Here is an 18780-nt window from a genome sequence, read left to right on the forward strand (position 1 = left end):
GTCAGAACATCCTTCGAGACAGTAGAGACAGTGGGTCGCACAGTGCGTCCGCGAGTGCGGTGCGGACGAGTTCGGGGTCGAAGACGTTGTCGTGCAGCGACGCCGACACGTCCAGTTCGGAACCGTGGCGCACCGAGTTGAAGACGATCGATGCAGGGTCGGCCGGTTCGCTCAGTGCGGTGACGAGACGCCGGCAGGGCTCGTCGGTCCAGTCGAGATCGGCCAGCAGTGCGGCCTCTCCCATGTCGGAGTACACGAGCCGCGCCAGGGGGTCCGCAGGAACGTGGGTGGCCTGCGCGTGCGCACTGCCGGCACGCACCCGCCTGCGGAACGTGGCGGTGCTGAGTGCGAGCGAGGCGAGCGGCCGGCCCGACGCCGTGGCCTGCGCGATCGCTGCACTCATCTCGGCGGCATCACCCGGATCCGAGAGTGAGAAGCGCACCAGGGCGGCGAAGTTGCCGTTCACCGTCGCAGCCTCGGGAAGGTATCGGCGGCAGTCGAAGAGGACGTCGACCGTGTCGTCGACAGCCAGTCCATGACTCCGCATCGCCCGCGCGACGGCCGCGAACAGCAACGACGACACCGACGCCCGGGGCATTTCCCGATCCCGCCAGCGACGCAGTTCTGCGGTGGTCCCGGACGCTGTGGACGCGATGACCGCGGTGGGCGCGCGGTGCCACGGCACGACCACCCCGGCCGATCCGGAACCGTGTGTGGCAGGTGGCCGGGACTCGAGAAGCGTCGCGACACGTGTGGGGGTCGACGCGAAGGTCCGGGTCAGGGCGCGTGCGAGCGGCAGTGCGCTGTCCCGTGTCCGCGCCCATTCCGGAACTGGCGTCCCGGTGCGTCCACCGGCGACGGCGCGGACGAGAGACAGCGCGAGCCTGCCGTCGCCGAGTCCGTGGGAGATGTCGAGGAGGAGGAAATCGCCCGCGACCGCGACGTTCAGCGCGTGTGCGGACGCACCCGACCGTGCCAGCCGGGTCAGCAACTGCGGCACCTCCTCCCGGGTACAGGGTTCGAGTTCCCGTACCTGCCCGAGGAAGTCCTGCGGTCGGTGCTCCCACCGGCGTGATCCGGGGGCCGGGACGAGACCGATCGGGGTGTGCCGCCCGCCCGCGTGCGCGAGCAGGGTCAGCGTGTCCCGGATCTCGCCGATGCTCGGCAGTCGGACGGGACCGATCGCGGTGATCATCCGGCTCCCGCTGCGCATCAGGTCGCGGGAACTCGCTCTATGCGTCGACATCGGACACCTGCCACATCGGTTTCTGGTTCACGCTCTTCTTCGCCAGCCACCGCTCCCACTTGGCGCGGTTCTGGAGTCGGCGGAGCCAGGAGATGAGCGGTCCGGCGAGGATCACGGCGGTGAGCGTCTCGGCGGCGAGATACGCCCAGCCCACACCCGCGACCCCGATCGACGCGCTGAAGACCAGGCTGCCGACGATGATGACCACCGTGGCCAGGCACTGGGTGACGACGGCGAGGGTCAGCCGGCGGTACACCCGCGCGAGACCGTCGTAGACGGCGCCGATGACGGTGAGAGGCACGAACACCGCGGCGAGATGGAGCAGAGGCGTTCCTTCCACACGGTATTCGTCACCGATGAATCCGAGTGCGGGCGGCGCGACGAAGGCCAGCCCGAATCCGCCCACCACCGCGACCACGGCAATGGTGCGGACGAACCGGCGCGACAGGCTGACGATCTTGTCCGGATGGGCGGCGGCCTCGGCGACGAACGGGCCCACCATGAGGTTCACCATGATGTAGAGGGCGCTGACGATCGACCAGGTCACCGCGAAGTACGCGTTCGCCGCGGTGCCGACCCGGGTGACGACGATCAGCGGGACGACGAGCGGGGCGATGGCCCCCAGCGCCGAAATGCCGTACGAGGAACCGAAGTACACTCCGAGTTCCTTGTTGGAGGGCAGCGCGGGTACCTGCCGGTATCGCGGGTCGGACCGGATGCGCAGGCCCATCGACGTCAACACGACCACCACGGCGAGCGCCGCGGTGACCCCCCAGGACGCGACGATGGCGAGCGCCGACCCCGACGCCGCGAGCACCACGACCGCGAGCAGTTTGGCCAGTGCGTGGAAGACGTTCTTCGACGCCGCCCAGCGGGCCACGCCCAGCCCGGAGACGGTCTGGTCCTGAAGAGCGAAGAGCGCGAGGACGACGACGAACACCGGATAGATCGCGATTTCCAGGTTGTTCTCGAACAGCGTGTCCCGCGGACCGAGGACGATGAGCCCGACGGCCGACACGAAGGCCAGCGTGGCCACGGCGGCGAAACCCTTGACCAGCAACGGTCCCGCGCGGTGGCCCGCCACGGGCAGGAAGCGCTCGAACATCGAGCCGAGGCTGAGATTCGACAGCGTCGACAGCATGATCGCCGTCGAGATGAGAGCGGACGCCACGCCCACCTGATCGGCGGGGAACAAGCGCGCGGCCGCGCCCCAGAAGGCGAGGCCCAGTACACCGGTGACGACACTCGACAGCATCAGGGCCATCGAGTTGAGCTGCAGATTCCGCCCCGCGGAGCGCGGTGGCTGCTCGGCACGGTGCTTCGCGCGTAGTTGCGACTGCGTCGCTGTCGGGGATCCCATGGCTACCCGACCAACTCCGGCCGGGAATCGTCACGGGCGTCGTCGACAGAGCCCACGGTCAGTTCACCGAGCGTGGTGGCGAGGACGTCCCGCAGGACCCTGTCCCGCAGGGCGGTGCTGTACAGCGAGTGATCGCCGGACGGGTACGTCACCAGGCGGCCGTTCCAGCCGGCGCGCCGGAGCCGGCGAAGGCTGCGCTCGCCCTGGTTCTCGACGAACGCGGCGTAGTCGATCGGTGAAAGCAGAACGGTGGTGTGCACGCCACGCTCGTTCAGCGGAGCGAGCATGACCTCCGGCACCTGCAGCAACCCGGCCCGGCCCAGCCACAACCAGCCGCGGTACGGCATCCACACCCGCAGGTACTTTTTCGCTGTCGCCGCGTGCCGGTGGAGCAGCGCGAGCGCTGCACCCTTCAGAGATTTCCGGTCGGCGCCCATCGTCGACTGCTTCACGAACGCCTGACGGGTGATGGTCCAGTCCGCCATGTTGACGAGGACCACCGCCCGGACGGGACGCCGGAGGGCGGCGTAGCTCGAGTTCCACGCCCCCGAACACATGCCCACGAGCACAGCCGATTCGGGCTGCGCACCGCTGACGGAGATGATGTCGACGGCGTCGACCCGGGATTCGTCCGTGTAGATGGTGGTGCATTCGCCGTGCTGCACGGTGCCGGTGTCGCCGGTGCCGCGACGATCGAAGCGGACGCTGACGATCCCGTGGGCAGCGAGTTCGCGCGCCGTCTCGGCCCACAGCCGGACCGGGCCGACGCGGTGCTCGTTGGCGGTGCCGTGGAAGATCACCGTCGGTGCCGCAGGGTTGGGCGTCACACCCCGCTCGGCCGCGACGGACGTTCGGATCGTGAAGAGTTCGGATGCTCCCGCGAAGCCCAGAGTCTCGACGACGTGCCTTCCGTCGACGGTCCGATCCACGACGGCGGTGGTGCGGAGATCGAGTGCCGCACCGGTGTGCTGGTCGCCGAAGGACGCGGACATCCAGTCGGCGATCCGGTCGATGTCGCCGAACGGGAGCCGGACCACGAAGTCCGGCGGCTCGAGGAACGATTCGTAGTCGTGAACCGAGAAGTTCTCGGCGTTCCAGGACGCGACGGCCTCACGCATCCCGACGGAATCGACCTCGCTCTCCCGCAACGCCATCAGGACCTTCGCGCCCGGCGGCGGGGTGGCCGCTCGCAGAGTCATCGCCGACAGTGCTGTAGCCGCGGCCGGTGCGAGCACCGCACCGATGAGGGTGATCCGCGGATCGTCCGCGCCCTCGGGACCGACCACCATCCGGTGGAGCGCGGTCTGCTTGCGCAGGTAGGCGCGGCCGCGCACCACCGGGTCCCACAAGGTTACGGCCCGCACCGGACCGCACGTCGCGGCGACCTGTGCGGCGAGCAGGGCGCCGACCCGGAGGCCGACCAGTCCGACGTCCGTGATGCCGCAGCTGCGCACGAAATCGACGGCCCTCCGGATGCTGTCGAGCCATCCGGCGACCGCGTCGGAATCGTCCTGGGCGCCCGGCGAGTCACCGGTGCCGCGGTAGTCGAACCGCAACACCAGTAGACCGCGAGCCCGCAATTGCTGGGCGAGATACACCATTCCGCGATACGCGTCGACCTGTTCCTTGCCGATCGGCGGGCAGAGGACGACGGCACCGCGGCAGCGGCCGTCCGCGGGAAGATCGACGACGCCGAACAGCGGCGCGTCCTCCGGTCCGAACCAGGTGGCGAACCGGGTACCGTCGGTGCGGCGGGCGAGATCAGGATGGGCCGTCATTGGTCATCCCCCTCAGCGGTGCCGGAGCCCGGCCCTCCACTCGGGCCATCAGATAGGCGAACGGACCACGCGCGATGGACCGCAGCTCGGTGGCTCCGATCCCCACGGGAAGGTCGTCGGCGAGACTGTCCGGAGGGGTGGCGACGCGGGACATCTTCCGCGACAGACGGAGAAACGTCGGCGCCTGCCGCACGGCGATGCGCGCTGCGAGCCAGGCGGTGCGGGGGTCGACGGCGATCTTGGCCAGCCAGGCGCCGAGTCCGAGTCCGTAGCCGCGCGCCTGGACGGCGAGCGCCTCGTTGTCCGCCCGGTGCCGATGCCACACGACCGCCCCGGGCCGGTACGCCAGCTGCCGCCCGGAGTGCAGTACGCGGAAGAACATGTCGAGGTCTTCGCCACCGTCGGTAGGGGCTCCCGCCCCGAGCGCTTCGTCGAAACCACCCAGCGCGAACACGGCCTGCCGATCGACCGCGAAATTCGCACCGGTGCCGTAGACGCCGACCTGGAACGGGAAGAGCGGCACGTCGACGGGCGGGTGCGCGAGGTCGAACAACCGTGGGACGCAGCAACTCGCCCACCCCACCCGCTGATCGAAGTACGCCTGCGCGGGTGTGCGGATCTCCCCGCTCGGGACGATCCCGCACACGCACGCCACCGCATTACCGGCGCCGAATCCGGCGACGAGTTCGGTGAGCCAGTGCGGGTCGACGACGACGTCGTCGTCGGTGAAGGCGACGATCTCCGCGTTCGCCGCGCGGACGCCCGCATTGCGCGCCCGGGACAGGCCCGGGCGGGGCTCGGCCACGACGCGCACACGGGGGTCGCCGAGTTCGGTGACGTACCGCTGCGTGGCATCCGTGCGGGATGCGTTGTCGACCACGATCACGTCGTAGTCGGGATGGTCGAGCGACAGGATCGATTCCAGGGCGACCTTCAGGCTGTCTACCCGGTCCCGGGTGCACACCACCACGGTGACGGAAGGGCCGGATGCGTCGGTGGCGGCGGCGCTTTCGGCCACCGCTCCCGGCAGTAGCCCATCCGATGCGCGCCGCAATGCGGCGGCGTCGAGTCCGCCGTCCTCGATGTCCAGCTCGACGAATCCCAACAGGGTGCGCTCTTCTCGCACGAGCAGCCGGGCACGCCGATACCCCTCGGCTCGCTCCAGCCGGTATTCGGTGTCGTCTCGGACGGGACCGCGTAGTTCGCCGACCCAGACGGCCCCGTCCCACGTCGGTGCCTCGTCACTCACGAGAGCGGGCACGAGGTCGATCCGGCGATCGAGTGTCCCGGTCATGCCGTCACCCGCTTCGATCGCAGACCGACGAGACCCCGGACGTAGCCGGCAGTGGTCGCCGTGAGTCCCGCGACCACAGCACCGGCCCGGGCCAGTCCGCCGTGCCGCGGGGAGGCGATCCCCGTGACGACGGCTCGCGGGAGTACACGCGCGGTGTACGCCCGTTCGCTGCTGAGCGCGTCGCCGGCCCCGACGAGATCGGAGACCAGCGCTTTCGACATGCCCTCGTGGAAGCAGCGCGAGAGGAAGTAGCGGAACGTGGTGCGGTCGTCGCTGACGCGGTGCGCCACCTTCATCGCGGGGTCGAACAGCAGCTGCGCAGTGGGCTGGTGGGCGCGGATCCGGATGCAGAGTTCGGTCTCCTCGCACCCGACCGGCGTCGTCCCGACCCGGCCGATCCCGTCGCTGAACCCGTCGACGGCGTCGAACACCGTGCGCCGCAGAGACATGTTGCAGCCGATGAAGTTCCGCACCGGCTCGATACGTGTCGGCTGCCCGACGTAGCTGCAGCCGACCACCCAGTCGAACTCGGCGGGCATCCACACGGGGCGGTCCGAGGGCCAGACGGGACTCGCGAATCCCCCCACACCGAGCACGTCGGGGTCGGAGTAGTGGGCGGCGGACACCCGGTACCAGTCGGGTTCGGCGCGCGCATCGTCGTCGAGGAACGCGATCATGTCGCCGCGCGTCGCGCGCACGCCCGTGTTGCGGGCTCCGGAGAGCCCCTTCGACCCGGAGTTACGCAGCACGGTCACCCGGGTCTGCTCTGCGAAGTGCCGTTCGGCACGCGAGAACAGTTCCTCGGAGTGGTCGATCACCACCAGGACCTCGAGCACGGGCACGTTCTGCGAGAGCACCGAGTCGACTGCGGCACACAGGTCGGTCCACCGTTCGGTGGTGTAGGCGCAGATCACGACGGAGCAGGACACGAGTGTGGACACCGTCATGGTTGCTCAGCCTCGCGAGACGGGGGCCGGGAACACGTCCGCTGCGGAGACGCGCTGTTCGCTCCTGATGGTGCGCAGCACCCGGAGCCCGTCACGTACCGCGTTGAGATTGCTCTCGCCGTGGATGCGGTCCTGTTCGAAACTCGGCACCTCGGTGATCTTCAGGCCCGCGTTGGCGACCCGCACGTTGATGAGTGTCTCGATCTCGAAGCCGTCGCCCCATTGCGCCTCGGTCGCATCGACGGACGGCAATGCCATCACCGGGACGTGGTGGCGCCAGAATGCGTTGTAGCCGTAGCACAAATCGCTGAACGAGGCCCCGAACTTGAGGTTGACGATGACGTTCAACGCCTTGTTGCCGAGCTTTCTGCTGAACGTGATGTCCGAGCTTCCGCCGCCGGCGGCGAAGCGGGTTCCCTTCGCAAAGTCCGCGCCTGCCACGAGAGCCCCGACGAACAGCGGGATCTCGGCCGGGTCGGTGGATCCGTCGGCGTCGATCATCACGATGATGTCCGACGTGGAGGCGAGGAAACCGCAGGCCAAGGCATTGCCCTTGCCCTTTCGGCTCTGCGTCACGACCGTGGCGTCAGGCCACAGGCTCTTGGCCACCTCGACGGTGTCGTCGACGGAATGTCCGTCGACGAACACGATCTCGTCGATGTCGGCCGGCATCCGCGCGGCCACGTGCGGGAGATTCTTGGCTTCGTTCATGGCAGGCACGACGACCGTGACCGTCGGCCGCTGCGACCCGTCCCCGTCGTTGCGACCGTTGTCTTCGCCATTGCGTTGGTCGACGCCCACGACGTCGGTACCGTCGGAGGGTTCCAGGCGATCAGGCGTGTACAGGCTCATTTGTCCGTCTCTCCTCGTCGGGCGAATCGCCCGGCAGCATCACAGTCGTCCCATGCGAGCACTGACCACCCCTTGTCTGGAGTGATGTCCTCACCACGTGCAGCGTGCAAAGGAAGCAGAGACCGTTCGAACCCCCGCAGTTCAGAAAACTTCAATGTTTTCGACCATAGGTCTTCTTTGCATGGGTAAACCTATCTCAAGTTTGTTTCGAGCGCACCCGTTAACCCGAAGTGATGTAAAACTCAGTTACATTTCGGCAAACCGAAACGATCGCGTGGAACGGCCGCCCTCACGACGGCCAGTGACCCGCCCAATCCGCCGCTCCGAGGGAGGCCTTCCCCTGTGCACGCGCCGCGTTCTCGGCTACCCGGATCCGGGTGATGAACGCGTGCGTCGCCGCCCGGAGTCTCGTCTCGGCCTCCGCCTCAGCTACCAGACCGGACTCGAGCTCGACGGGCACGAGTTCGGACGGCAGGCCGGCCTTGCGCGCGCGGGCGATCACCTTCGCCGCGAGGGACGCCGCGGGCTGGCTCATCGCGACGCCGTCGAGGCAGGAACTCCGCGCCTTCTCCGCCGCCTTCCGGATCTCCCATGCCCGTTCCTGCTCCGCGATGTCGATCGGCCCGACGACATCTTCCCCGAGGTGGGGGCTGCGGTGCACGAGCTTGGCCACCAGGGTCGCGGCTACGTCGTCCACGTCGAAATTGCCCGACGCCGACGCGATGCGCGAATGGAACAGGACCTGCAACAGCAGGTCTCCGAGTTCTTCCCGGAGATCGCCGGGTTCGGACGACTCGATCGCGTCGAGCACCTCGTACGTCTCCTCGACGAGGTAGTGCGACAGGGTGCGGTGCGTCTGCGTCACTTCCCAGCCGCCGTAACTCCACAGTCGATCCATCACCTCGGCGGCCTCGACGAGGTTGTCGCCCGGGACCTTCGGTGCCGCGATGACCCCGGACCCCGACGCGACCCACTCGCGCACGGTGGGGTGGTCGGGATCGGTACTGACCAGGACGGCGGCCCCGGGCGCCTCGGTCAGCAACGTCCGCACGGCCTCGGGTACCTCGTCGGTGAACTCCACTCCGTCACCGACCACCCCGACGGCCTGCATCGGGAGCGTCGTGGGCCGCAACGGATCGAGCAGGACCACCGTCATCGGGTCAGGCCTCCATCACCACGGACCCGGCAGCCTTGCCGTCCAGCGCGAGCACGAAATCGGCAATGTACTGCAGCAACTCCACGTCCCGCACCCGCTCCGCGCCGATTCCGCCCGACCCTGCCCGGGGCAGCGGCAGCTGCACCATCCCGGTGGTGGCACGGTACTGCGCGCTCGGGTAGATCCGCTTGAGACGCAACTGCTTCGAGTCGGGCAGGGCCATCGGCGCGATCTTCAGCTGCGTCCCGACCACGGCGATTTCCTCGAGTCCGTACTCGCGGGCCAGCAGGCGCAGCTTGGCCACCGAAACCAGTCGGCGGACCTCCTCGGGGAGCGGTCCGTACCGGTCGACGAGTTCGTCGACCACGGCCGTGATGCCGTCGAGTTCGGTGGCCGCCGCGAGCTTGCGGTACCCCTCGAGCCGGAGACGGTCGCTGGTGACGTAATCGGGAGGGATGTGCGCGTCGACGGGCAGGTCGATACGGACCTCCTTCGGAGCGTCCTCCGTCGTGATCGGCTTGCCGTCGGCGGCCGCCCGGAACGCCTCGACCGCTTCCCCCACCAGCCGCACGTACAGGTCGAACCCGACACCCGCGACGTGACCGGACTGCTCGGCACCCAGCACGTTTCCGGCGCCGCGGATCTCGAGGTCCTTCATCGCGACCGCCATGCCGGCACCGAGGTCGGAGTTCTGCGAAATGGTCGCGAGGCGGTCGTAGGCCGTCTCCGTGAGCGGCTTCTCCGGCGGGTACAGGAAGTACGCGTAGCCGCGTTCCCGGCTACGCCCGACGCGACCGCGCAACTGGTGCAGCTGCGACAGGCCGAGGGAATCGGCGCGTTCGACGATGAGCGTGTTGGCGTTGGAGATGTCGAGACCCGTCTCGATGATGGTGGTGCACACCAGCACGTCGTAGTCACGTTCCCAGAAGCCCTGCACGGTCCGCTCGAGCGTGTCCTCGTTCATCTGCCCGTGCGCCACCGCGACCCGCGCCTCGGGGACGAGGTCGCGGATCCGCTGGGCCGACTTGTCGATCGAGCTGACCCGGTTGTGGACGTAGAACACCTGCCCGTCGCGGAGCAGTTCCCGTCGGATGGCCGCGGCCACCTGCTTGTCGGCGTACGCGCCGACATAGGTGAGGATGGGGTGCCGCTCCTCCGGCGGCGTGAGGATCGTGGACATCTCGCGGATGCCCGCCATGCTCATCTCCAGCGTTCGCGGGATCGGCGTGGCCGACATCGTGAGAACGTCCACGTGGGTGCGCAGCGCCTTGATGTGCTCCTTGTGTTCCACACCGAAGCGCTGTTCCTCGTCGACAATGACGAGGCCCAGGTCCTTCCACCGGATCCCGGTCTGCAGCAACCGGTGCGTGCCGACGACGACGTCGATCTCGCCGTCCGCCATGCCGGCGATGATCTCCTTGGAGTCCCCCGCATCCGTGAAGCGGGAGAGCCCGCGCACCGTCACCGGGAACGCCGCCATGCGCTCGGTGAACGTCTGCAGGTGCTGCTGAGCGAGCAGCGTCGTCGGCACCAGGACCGCCACCTGCTTGCCGTCCTGCACGGCCTTGAATGCCGCGCGCACCGCGATCTCGGTCTTGCCGTAGCCGACGTCGCCGATGACGACGCGGTCCATCGGGACCGCCTTCTCCATGTCGGCCTTGACCTCGCTGATGACCGTCAGCTGGTCGTGGGTCTCGGTGAACGCGAAGGCGTCCTCCATCTCCTTCTGCCACGGGGTGTCCGGGCTGAACGCATGACCGGGTGCGGCCTGCCGCGCCGCGTACAGCTGGACGAGTTCACCGGCGATCTCACGAACCGCCTTGCGCGCCTTGCGTTTGGTGTTGGCCCAGTCGGAACCGCCGAGCTTGCTCAGCGCGGGCAGCTCGCCGCCGACGTACCGCGACAGCTGGTCGAGCGACTCCATGGGAACGAACAGACGGTCTCCCGGGTGTCCGCGCTTGCTGGCGGCGTACTCGATCACGAGGTACTCGCGCCGCGCGCCGCCGATGGTGCGTTCGACCATCTCGACGAATCGTCCGATGCCGTGCTGGTCGTGCACCACCATGTCCCCGGCGGTCAGAGCGAGCGGGTCCACCTGGTTGCGGCGCTTCGCCGGCAGCCTCTTGCCGTCGCCGACCGCGGCCACCCGGTTGCCGGTGAGATCGGCCTCCGTGACGATGACGAGTCCGGCGATGGAGGCGTCGCCGGGGAAGACCAGGCCGTCGTGGAGCGAACCGCGCAGCACCCCGACCTGGCCCCGCGGGGGCTCGGTACCGGGCGCGAGTTCCGCCGCGGGTACCTCGGCCTCGCGCAGACGCTCGAGGACGCGATGCGCTGTGCCGGCGCCCGCGACCACGATGACGGCCCGCCCGCCGGTGGTGACGTGGGCGCGCAGGCTCACGAACAGTTCCGACAGCAGGTCGTCGGAACCGCGGATCTGCGGTGCCGGCGTGACCGCCAGCTCCAGTTCCTCGCCGTTGCCGGACGCGAGCGGGCTCAGCGTCCACCACGGCAGACCCGTGGTCTCCGCGGATTCACGGACCTGGCTGAGCGAGCGGTAGGCGGAGGCGCCGAGGTCGATGCCGTCGCCCTTCAGCACCGAGGTGTCGAGCGGGACGGCGCCGCCGATCGAGGCCGCCGTCCACGACGCCTCGAGGAACTCCTGACCGGTGCGCACCAGGTCGGTGGCGCGAGTCCGGATCTTCTCCGGATCGCACAGCAGCACGTGTGCGCTCTCGGGCAGCACGTCGGTGAGCAACTGGAGTTGCCCCGGCCGCAGCACGGGCAGCAGTGCCTCCATGCCCTCCACCGGGATGCCGGCCGACATCTTGTCGAGCATCTCGACGAGCGCGGCGTCGGCCTGGTTGTCGACCGCGAGCTGCGCGGCGCGGTCGCGGACGTCCTCGGTGAGCAGCAGTTCGCGGCACGGCGGGGCGATCACGGCGTCGATATCGAGTTCGGGCAGCGACCTCTGATCCGCGACGGAGAACGCGCGCAACTCGGTGACCTCGTCGCCCCAGAATTCGACGCGCACGGGATGATCCGCGGTGGGCGAGAACAGGTCCAGGATGCCGCCGCGGACGGCGAACTCGCCGCGCTTGCCCACCATGTCGACGCGCGTGTACGCCATTTCGACGAGCCGCTGGATCAGCCCGTCGAAGTCGTGCTCGACACCCACGCGCAGCGTGACGGGTTCGATCTCACCGAGACCGGGGGCCATGGGTTGCACCAGCGAACGGACAGTGGTGACGATGACCTGGAGCGGAGCCCCGTACGAGCGGTCGTCCGGGCGCGCGAGTCTGCGGAGCACCTCCACGCGGCGACCGACCGTGTCGGCGCTCGGAGACAGCCGTTCGTGCGGCAGCGTCTCCCACGACGGGAACTGCGCCACGGCGTCGCCGATCATCTCCTGCAGTTCGGCGGTGAGGTCGTCGGCCTCGCGACCGGTCGCGGTGACCAGCAGCAGATGGGTGCGCTCGGCGAGAGCCGCGGCCACGAACGGCCGGGCGGGTGCGGGCGCGACGATGTCGAGGTGATGCCGCCCGAGCGCCTCGGTCACCTGCGCGATGACGGCGTCGCCCAGCGCGATCTTCGCCAGACCGGCGAGCGGGGTGTCGGACGAGGGCTCGGCAGCGATGAGCGGGGAAGACAACGACGCACTCCTGAGCAGTGATGACGAACTGCCGGCGAACAGCTCGGGCCGGGACGAGCGGCCAGTTGCGGACTGAGCCAGCCTAGTCGATATCGCACACGGACGGACCGGGGTCCGTATCAGGTGCAGACCTGCACGACCGGTGCGACGGCCACCGAGTTCAGCGCCCGCACGTGCCCGGTCACCGCGTCCGCTGTCCCGGTCCTGCGCACCGGCACGATCCGTGCTCCGCCGGGCGGCAGGTGGAACCAGGAGTCCGCCGGTTCGAAGCCGCGGAGTTCGAGGTGGACGTACTGGGCAGCGCCGTCGGTTCCGACGTCGACGACCCAGTCCCCAGGCGCCGCCTGCCGCGCCACCGCCGTCAGGCCGACGGTGCGTTCGAGGGCCCGTGCAGGTCCGCCGACGAGGTGCACGGACTCGGCGACGACACCGCCCTCGCTCGACAGGGTGACGGTCACGCTCTCGTAGCCGCGGGGGCCGAAGCGGTGGACGTGTGTCGCGTCGGTGAAACGCCCGAGCACCATGTCGAGCGACCACCGGCGGGCCGCGTGCCCGGCGAGGGTCACCAGTTCGGTGACGTCGAACGCCCGGGCACCCGTGCGGGGGTGCACTTGCACCCGTAACTCCCCCACGACCGTGTTGTCGGAGTCGTTGACCGCGTCGATCCGCAGTCCGTCCAGTCCGTCCTCGGCGAGGAGGACGGCGACCGGCAGCGACATCCGCCGCATCACGAACCACGGCGCCTTGGGCCTGCCGTCGGAGTCGAGCAGCCCCCACCCGGCGCCGGGTTCGAGGTCGCGTAGCGCGAGCACCAGGGCGCCGTCGCATCCCGAATCGGGCCGTCGCCAGTAACCGAGAGTCGCCGCGAACACCTCGCAGACGGCGGCCCGACCGAGGGCGAGGTACCGCTCGGGGTCGCTCCAGCGGACCGTCGACGGTTCCTCGCCGAACAGCGTCCGCACGTAGTGATCGCGGACGTCCTCGAAGTCCCAGGACGCCCCGTTGTCCCGCGGCACGGCCGCCTTCCACCGTGGATGGTGGCCGGCCGCCGCGAGGCTGCCGAACTCGGCCTCGATCGCCGCGTCCGACGGGGGGATCGAGAATGCGAGGCATTCGGCGGCGAACCGCACCCGGGCCTGGCGGACGTCGGACGGCGGAAGCCGGTAGCCCCCGACACCGAAGTAGTGCGCGATACCCGTCCCCACGTGGGTTGCGAGCGCATCGCCGCCCGGCGGCGAGGTCGGTGTCGACGACACCGGCACCACCCCCGGCGCCGTCGTACCGACCACCGCCGGGATCACGTCGTGCACCGCCGTCATGTGCGGCGCCGCGAGTCCGAGCATTGCCGGTTGCTGTTCGGTCTCGCTGCCTCCGCTGAACACGGTGAGCGCGGGGTTCCCGGACAGCGGCCGCAGCACCGCCTCGACCTCCGCGGTCAGCAGGTCCAGGAACGGCTGGTCGTCGGGCGGGTCGAACGTCGACAGCATGGCGTCCTGCCACACCATGACACCGAGTTCGGCACAGTCGTCCCAGAATGCGGCGTCCTCGTACACCGCCGTGCCCGGCACGCGGACCATGTTCAGGCCGGCCTCGACCACCCGCTCGAGGGTGGCCCGTGTCTGATCCCGGCCGCCCAGCCCGACCGGATCCACCGGCGTCCAGACGGCACCGCGGCAGTACACGTCGACGCCGTTGACCGACAGCCGGAATCCGCCGTCGCCGCGCGCCGCGCACACGGTGCGGAATCCGACCGCACCCAGGTCGACGACGTGCTCCCCCAGGACGACGCTCAGCGGATACGTCACGGGGATGCCGTGGGTGTGCGGCCACCACAACCGGACGTCGGGGACGCGCAGGTGAGCGCGGACCTCCTGCGCGCCGGACCCGGAGTCCACGATTGTCGCGTCCACGGTGAGGTCGCCGAGCCGCACGACAGGCGCCGGCCCGGCCGAGCGGTGCACGCGCACGGCGAGGTCCAGTACGCCCGCGCCGGCCTCCACGGTGGTGACCACGTGACGGTCCGACAGGACAGGGGCGGCGCCGTCGTGCAGACGCGCCGCCCGCCACGGACCCACCGGGGCCGGCACACCGCCGAAGACCGGGGCGCGACCGAGCAGGCTCGTGCGAATCCAGCGCAGTCCCTGCGCGCTCACCAGCGACGACCGCCAGCGTCCGCGTGGCCGTCGGCGGCACAGCGCGGCATCGAGCGACGGAAAGCGGATCGCCAGCGTGACCGCGCCGGGGCGGAGAGCGAGTTCGACCGCGGCCGGCACGAACATCGACTCCGACGACAGGACGAGGTCGTCACCGGCCCACACCTCCGCATGCGAGGCGAGGCCGTCGAACTCGAGACGCCACGGGCCCGGGCCGTCGCCGGACACGTCGGTGACGAACCACCAGTCCACCGCATCGGTCTTCGCCGCGCGCGCCGCCGCAGCGCCGTCGATCGCCCGGATCGCGCCTGCCGCGGTGCCCGGCACCTGCGCGTGGTACCACGGACCCGGCACACAAGCCAGGCCCGAGGGATCGGTGACCGATCCCGGTTCCGTTGCCACACAACGCCACCGAGCACCGGTGAGAAGATTCACTACTCGCGTCCGACCACTCGCGCCACGCCGCCCACCGACCGTTCCCACGCCTCGGCCATGCCGTCGAGTTGAGCCGACGGGTCGACACTGCGTCCGCGAGCGGCCCGAGCCATCTGGAACTGCACGCTCTTCGCGCCCTGCGCCACCGCCCGGAAGCCCGGCGCGAACGCCGCCGCCCTCGCGAACCCGTTGCGCTCGAGGTACTCGCAGACGTCGGCGGCCAATTCCGCGGTGGCACCGCACTGCCGCAACACCCCGAACGTCCACAGGTGAAAGGTGTCGATGCCCGCGTCGCGGATCCAGGGCACGTCGGCGACCACCCGCTCACCGAGATCACGCACCGGATTCCCGTCCGGTCGGGTGGCGAGATGATGGCGCAGTACCGCCTCGAAGCGCGCCGGCCGGTACCCCGGGTCCCCGTCGAACCGGACCTGCTCCATGTAGGGGGTGAAGGTCGCCGATCCGGCGACGTCGAGCCCGAACAATCCGCGAAAGTCGTCCCCGGCCAACCGGTGATACCCGCTGTTGTGGAAATACTCGAGCACACCGGCCTCCCGGTCGATGTAGTTCGCGACGATCGTCGTCTTGGTGTGACTCTCGCGGTAACCGGTGCCCACCGTGTCCGGGAGCCAGTGGGCATCCACCTCGACGGTCGACAGCATTCCCGCAGCGAAATTGTCCTCGACGTGGTCGAGGACCCGGCGCCAGACGTTCATCTCCCCCACGTCGATCCCGTACAGCGTGAACAGATCCTCCGGCTTGAACTTCAGGAATGTCCACTGCGATCCGTCGAACCGGGCCCCGAACGCGCACGCGGCGGCGGGCACCGGATCGAGCCCGAGCGAGTGGAGTACCTCCACCCACAGGTCGAGGTAGCAGTTGGTCTCGGTCCACGTCCGCTCGCCGGAGTGGATGGTGTGCGGTTCGTATCCGTCCGGCGAGATGCCGATCAACCGGGACGTCACAGCGACATCCGGGATTTCACCGCACTCGGCCAGCGTGACGGGTCGATGCCGTGGGTCCGCAGCATCGCGAGCGCGATGCGTTCCATCCCGAATCCCACGCACGCACTGTCGGCGACGCCGCCGTCTGCGGTGGCGATGTCGAACGTGACACCGAAGTGGTCCTGATGGCAGTTGCACGAGACGACGGCGGTCCCCTCGTCGAGATCGCCGTACAGGCGCACCGTGAGCTCGGTCTTGAGGTTCTCCTCGCGCTGGTTGGCGGCGAGCATGCGTCCGACCCTGCCGAAGAACGGGTCGTTGGCGACCACCGGCGTGGCGTCCAGCCACAGGTCGGACAGCACCTCGAGCCCGCGCTCGATCCACGAATCACGGTGCGTCGCGGCCTGGTCCGCCGTGCCGATCCGCACGAACTCGTGCATCCGGAACGCCTGCATACGGGCGGGATCGAACGCCGGCTCGTGCCGGAAGCAGTAGCCGTACACGTCGAGCAGCGCACCGCCGTCCGGCAACACACCCGTGAACATCGGGTACGCGGGGTGGCACGCCGCCGACACCAGCATTGTGTCGGCCGGTTCGAGCCACTTGTCCCAGCTCTCGCCGTCGGCTCGCGCCGCGAGCAGTTGGGCGTGCTCGGCGTTGGTGCCGGTGAACGTGTTGATCGCCCCGGTCAGATTGGGGAACGACGCGATGTAGTCGGTGCGCTCGAAACTGGTGCGGGGGAACACCGGAGGAAACCGGAATCGGGCCGCGGACGCGCCCGGCCCTGCTGCCCGCACGACCGCGTCGATGCCGTCGACGATGTCCTCGAACAATCCCGACCGTCCGTAGAGGCCGGCGACGGACGTGTCCACCAGGAGTCCGGCGTCCAGCAGTTCCGCCCGGAACGCACGCCGGGCCCGCTCGAGTTCGCTCGTCTCTTCCCGCTCCACTGCTGTATCCGTGCTCATATCGTCCCCCGGTATGCCGTGGCCATCTGCGCCGAGTTGGCCATGATTCGATCGTTGTTGACCATGACGGCCGCCCCGTGCGCATCGCGCAGGTGCCGGCCGAGCGAGTACTCCGTGTCTTCCCGGTAGCCGGCGATCCCGCAGATCAGCAGGGCCCTGCCGACGAGGTCGACAACCAGGGTCGACGCCGTCACCTTCAAGTTGTTCATCGCCAGCGAATAGCCCACTCCGCCCGCGACTTCGGCCTCCGGCGAACCGGCGGGTGCCGCATCGGCGTCGTCGAACCGGCGGGCCGCCGCGAACACGATGTCCGAGAACTGCTGGTGCACAGCGGCCGCCTCGGCGAGACGCGACGCCGCGGGCGAGGCCACGCCCGGCTGCTTACGCGCTGCCGCTCGCACGTACCGGCGCGCCTTCTCCACCGCGGCGTCGGCGATGCCGAGCCACACGGCCGACCACACCGAATGCGACACCGGGAGCATCGTCGCCGCCGAGATCTCCGCGTAGGGATCGGCGACGACGAGGTCGGGGCTGGTGGTGGCACGCAGCACGAAACCGGGGCTGCAGGTTCCGCGTAGTCCCAGCGTGTTCCAGTCACCGGTGCGCTCGAGCGTCACGTCGGCACGCCGGCAGATGACGAGCACCTGGTCGCTCGGCGGGCTGTCGGGGGTGCGCCGCGCGGTCGCGAGGATCGCGTCGGCGTACTCGCCGTAGGAGATCACGGGGGCATTCTTGACCAGCGACACCACCCCGCCGGACTGCTCCACCGCGCACGTACTGCGCCGGACGTCGCCCCCGATGCCCAGTTCCGTCGTCGCCGATGCCAGCAGGTACCCACCGGCGACCGCGTCACGCAGGAAGGCGGAGACGCCGTCGCCACCCGGATGCCGTACGAGCGAGAGGATCTGGGTCTGGTGCATCGCGAACACCATCGCCGTCGCGGCGCAGTGACGCCCGAGGGTCCGGGCGATCGTGCACAGTTCCCGCAGCGACGCGCCTTCGCCACCCAGTTCCGCGGGAACGGCACACGAGAGCAACCGCTGGTCTCGGAGCGCGTCGATCGCTTCCTGCGGAAAACGCGCGTCCCGATCGACGTCGACGGCCCAGCGCGCGGCCACCTCGGCCACGACTCTCTCGGCTCGCGCCGCCGGTCCCCACGACTGCCCGGACTCGATCCCGGTGCCGCTCGCGAGGGCGATACTCATGCCACTCCGAGTTCGACGAGTGCGCCCCGAATGGAATCCACACTCGCGAACGTGCTCTTGCGCAGCAGCTCGTCGGGAAACTCGATGTCGAACGAATCCTCCAGCGCCAGCATGACGTTGACGCTCGCGTGCGACGTCAAACCCAGTTCGTAGAGATCGGCCCCGACGGCGATGCTCGCGGCATCGGCGGACAACCGGGCGTGGTCGCCGAGAACCTTGCGGATGGTCTGCTCGCTCATGGGTGGCGTTCTCCTTGGTGATGGGGTGGGGTGCCGAGCCGGAACGCGGTGACCATCGCGATCGCGACGTCGGCCTCGTGCGAGATCGAGACGTCGAATCCGCCGAGCCCCTGCCGCTCGGCGAGGGCCGACGCGTTGCCGGACAAGCGCACTCCGCATCCGCCCCAGCTCTCGCGCCGGATCTCGATGGACTGCCACGGCAAGGCGACGTCCCCGGGTCGCAACACCTTGACCACGGCCTCCTTGGCCGCGAACCGGGCGGCCAGCCGTTGGGCCCGCGCAGGTCCTTCGCAGGTTTCCAATTCGTGGGGCGTGAAGATTCTCGTCAGATAGCGGTCGCCGAACCGCTCGACGCTGCTTCTCACATGCCCGACCGTCACCACGTCGCACCCGATACGGGACTCGGGGATCGACAAGACAGAACCACCAGACATCGATCCCCCTGCTCCAGTCTTCGCCAGTCTCACGTTCCGCACCGGAAGCCGTCGTCAGCGACTATCCAGCGAACCCTTCGAGAAGTTACCGCACACTTGCAATTCAAGACAAGAGGT

At 69.4% G+C, this 18780-nt stretch carries 14 protein-coding genes; all 14 read right to left on the reverse strand.

The features are described 5' to 3' along the window. Nucleotide 1 precedes the first annotated feature (1 nt). Entirely contained in the window at nucleotides 2-1246 is a 1245-nt protein-coding gene (locus GO592_RS20965) for a hypothetical protein (protein WP_050998690.1), read from the reverse strand. Continuing rightward, nucleotides 1233-2606: a lipopolysaccharide biosynthesis protein gene (locus GO592_RS20970; protein WP_005573372.1), complete on the reverse strand. Its 1374-nt coding sequence runs from the start codon at nucleotides 2604-2606 to the stop codon at nucleotides 1233-1235. The genes GO592_RS20965 and GO592_RS20970 overlap by 14 nt, the downstream gene beginning before the upstream one ends. Nucleotides 2607-2608: 2 nt before the next feature. Next, nucleotides 2609-4384: an alpha/beta fold hydrolase gene (locus GO592_RS20975; RefSeq protein WP_005573373.1), complete on the reverse strand. Its 1776-nt coding sequence runs from the start codon at nucleotides 4382-4384 to the stop codon at nucleotides 2609-2611. Next, nucleotides 4368-5678 carry a glycosyltransferase gene (locus GO592_RS20980; RefSeq protein WP_007300128.1) on the reverse strand — a complete coding sequence of 437 codons (1311 nt, stop codon included), beginning with the start codon at nucleotides 5676-5678 and terminating at the stop codon, nucleotides 4368-4370. Before GO592_RS20980 ends, GO592_RS20975 begins: the two co-directional genes overlap by 17 nt. Next, on the reverse strand, nucleotides 5675-6625 hold the full coding sequence (locus tag GO592_RS20985) for a glycosyltransferase family 2 protein (protein ID WP_007300127.1): 951 nt from the start codon (nucleotides 6623-6625) through the stop codon (nucleotides 5675-5677). The genes GO592_RS20980 and GO592_RS20985 overlap by 4 nt, the downstream gene beginning before the upstream one ends. A gap of 6 nt (nucleotides 6626-6631) precedes the next feature. After that, complete coding sequence (locus GO592_RS20990) at nucleotides 6632-7477, reverse strand: glycosyltransferase family 2 protein (protein WP_005573376.1); 846 nt, start codon at nucleotides 7475-7477, stop codon at nucleotides 6632-6634. A gap of 289 nt (nucleotides 7478-7766) precedes the next feature. Continuing rightward, nucleotides 7767-8633: a MazG family protein gene (locus GO592_RS20995; protein WP_007300126.1), complete on the reverse strand. Its 867-nt coding sequence runs from the start codon at nucleotides 8631-8633 to the stop codon at nucleotides 7767-7769. 4 nt (nucleotides 8634-8637) lie between these two features. Next, nucleotides 8638-12285 carry a transcription-repair coupling factor gene (gene mfd / locus GO592_RS21000; RefSeq protein WP_007300125.1) on the reverse strand — a complete coding sequence of 1216 codons (3648 nt, stop codon included), beginning with the start codon at nucleotides 12283-12285 and terminating at the stop codon, nucleotides 8638-8640. A gap of 119 nt (nucleotides 12286-12404) precedes the next feature. Then, the gene (locus tag GO592_RS21005) at nucleotides 12405-14840 is read right to left on the reverse strand and encodes a glycosyl hydrolase (RefSeq protein WP_237720594.1); all 2436 of its coding nucleotides are present in this window, start codon (nucleotides 14838-14840) and stop codon (nucleotides 12405-12407) included. 32 nt (nucleotides 14841-14872) lie between these two features. Next, nucleotides 14873-15838: a DUF1839 family protein gene (locus GO592_RS21010; protein WP_007300123.1), complete on the reverse strand. Its 966-nt coding sequence runs from the start codon at nucleotides 15836-15838 to the stop codon at nucleotides 14873-14875. Further along, nucleotides 15835-16785: an amino acid--[acyl-carrier-protein] ligase gene (locus tag GO592_RS21015; RefSeq protein WP_039952696.1), complete on the reverse strand. Its 951-nt coding sequence runs from the start codon at nucleotides 16783-16785 to the stop codon at nucleotides 15835-15837. The genes GO592_RS21010 and GO592_RS21015 overlap by 4 nt, the downstream gene beginning before the upstream one ends. Then, a complete protein-coding gene (locus tag GO592_RS21020) occupies nucleotides 16782-17990 on the reverse strand; it encodes an acyl-CoA dehydrogenase family protein (protein WP_007300121.1) in 1209 nt (402 codons plus the stop codon). Before GO592_RS21020 ends, GO592_RS21015 begins: the two co-directional genes overlap by 4 nt. Then, nucleotides 17987-18229 (reverse strand): acyl carrier protein, encoded by a 243-nt coding sequence (locus GO592_RS21025; protein WP_005568608.1) that lies wholly within the window; start codon nucleotides 18227-18229, stop codon nucleotides 17987-17989. The genes GO592_RS21020 and GO592_RS21025 overlap by 4 nt, the downstream gene beginning before the upstream one ends. Continuing rightward, on the reverse strand, nucleotides 18226-18663 hold the full coding sequence (gene acpS / locus GO592_RS21030; protein WP_039952695.1) for a holo-ACP synthase: 438 nt from the start codon (nucleotides 18661-18663) through the stop codon (nucleotides 18226-18228). Before acpS ends, GO592_RS21025 begins: the two co-directional genes overlap by 4 nt. Nucleotides 18664-18780: the final 117 nt, after the last annotated feature.

Source organism: Rhodococcus sp. 21391 (assembly GCF_016772255.1).
Classification (GTDB): Bacteria; Actinomycetota; Actinomycetes; order Mycobacteriales; family Mycobacteriaceae; genus Rhodococcus_F; species Rhodococcus_F opacus.

Excerpts from the sequence above, each read along its gene's own strand:
- GO592_RS20965 (WP_050998690.1), bottom strand. The coding sequence starts at position 1,246 with ATGTCGACGCATAGAGCGAGTTCCCGCGACCTGATGCGCAGCGGGAGC.
- GO592_RS20970 (WP_005573372.1), bottom strand. The coding sequence starts at position 2,606 with ATGGGATCCCCGACAGCGACGCAGTCGCAACTACGCGCGAAGCACCGT.
- GO592_RS20975 (WP_005573373.1), bottom strand. The coding sequence starts at position 4,384 with ATGACGGCCCATCCTGATCTCGCCCGCCGCACCGACGGTACCCGGTTC.
- GO592_RS20980 (WP_007300128.1), bottom strand. The coding sequence starts at position 5,678 with ATGACCGGGACACTCGATCGCCGGATCGACCTCGTGCCCGCTCTCGTG.
- GO592_RS20985 (WP_007300127.1), bottom strand. The coding sequence starts at position 6,625 with ATGACGGTGTCCACACTCGTGTCCTGCTCCGTCGTGATCTGCGCCTAC.
- GO592_RS20990 (WP_005573376.1), bottom strand. The coding sequence starts at position 7,477 with ATGAGCCTGTACACGCCTGATCGCCTGGAACCCTCCGACGGTACCGAC.
- GO592_RS20995 (WP_007300126.1), bottom strand. The coding sequence starts at position 8,633 with ATGACGGTGGTCCTGCTCGATCCGTTGCGGCCCACGACGCTCCCGATG.
- GO592_RS21015 (WP_039952696.1), bottom strand. The coding sequence starts at position 16,785 with ATGAGCACGGATACAGCAGTGGAGCGGGAAGAGACGAGCGAACTCGAG.
- GO592_RS21020 (WP_007300121.1), bottom strand. The coding sequence starts at position 17,990 with ATGAGTATCGCCCTCGCGAGCGGCACCGGGATCGAGTCCGGGCAGTCG.
- GO592_RS21025 (WP_005568608.1), bottom strand. The coding sequence starts at position 18,229 with ATGAGCGAGCAGACCATCCGCAAGGTTCTCGGCGACCACGCCCGGTTG.
- acpS (WP_039952695.1), bottom strand. The coding sequence starts at position 18,663 with ATGTCTGGTGGTTCTGTCTTGTCGATCCCCGAGTCCCGTATCGGGTGC.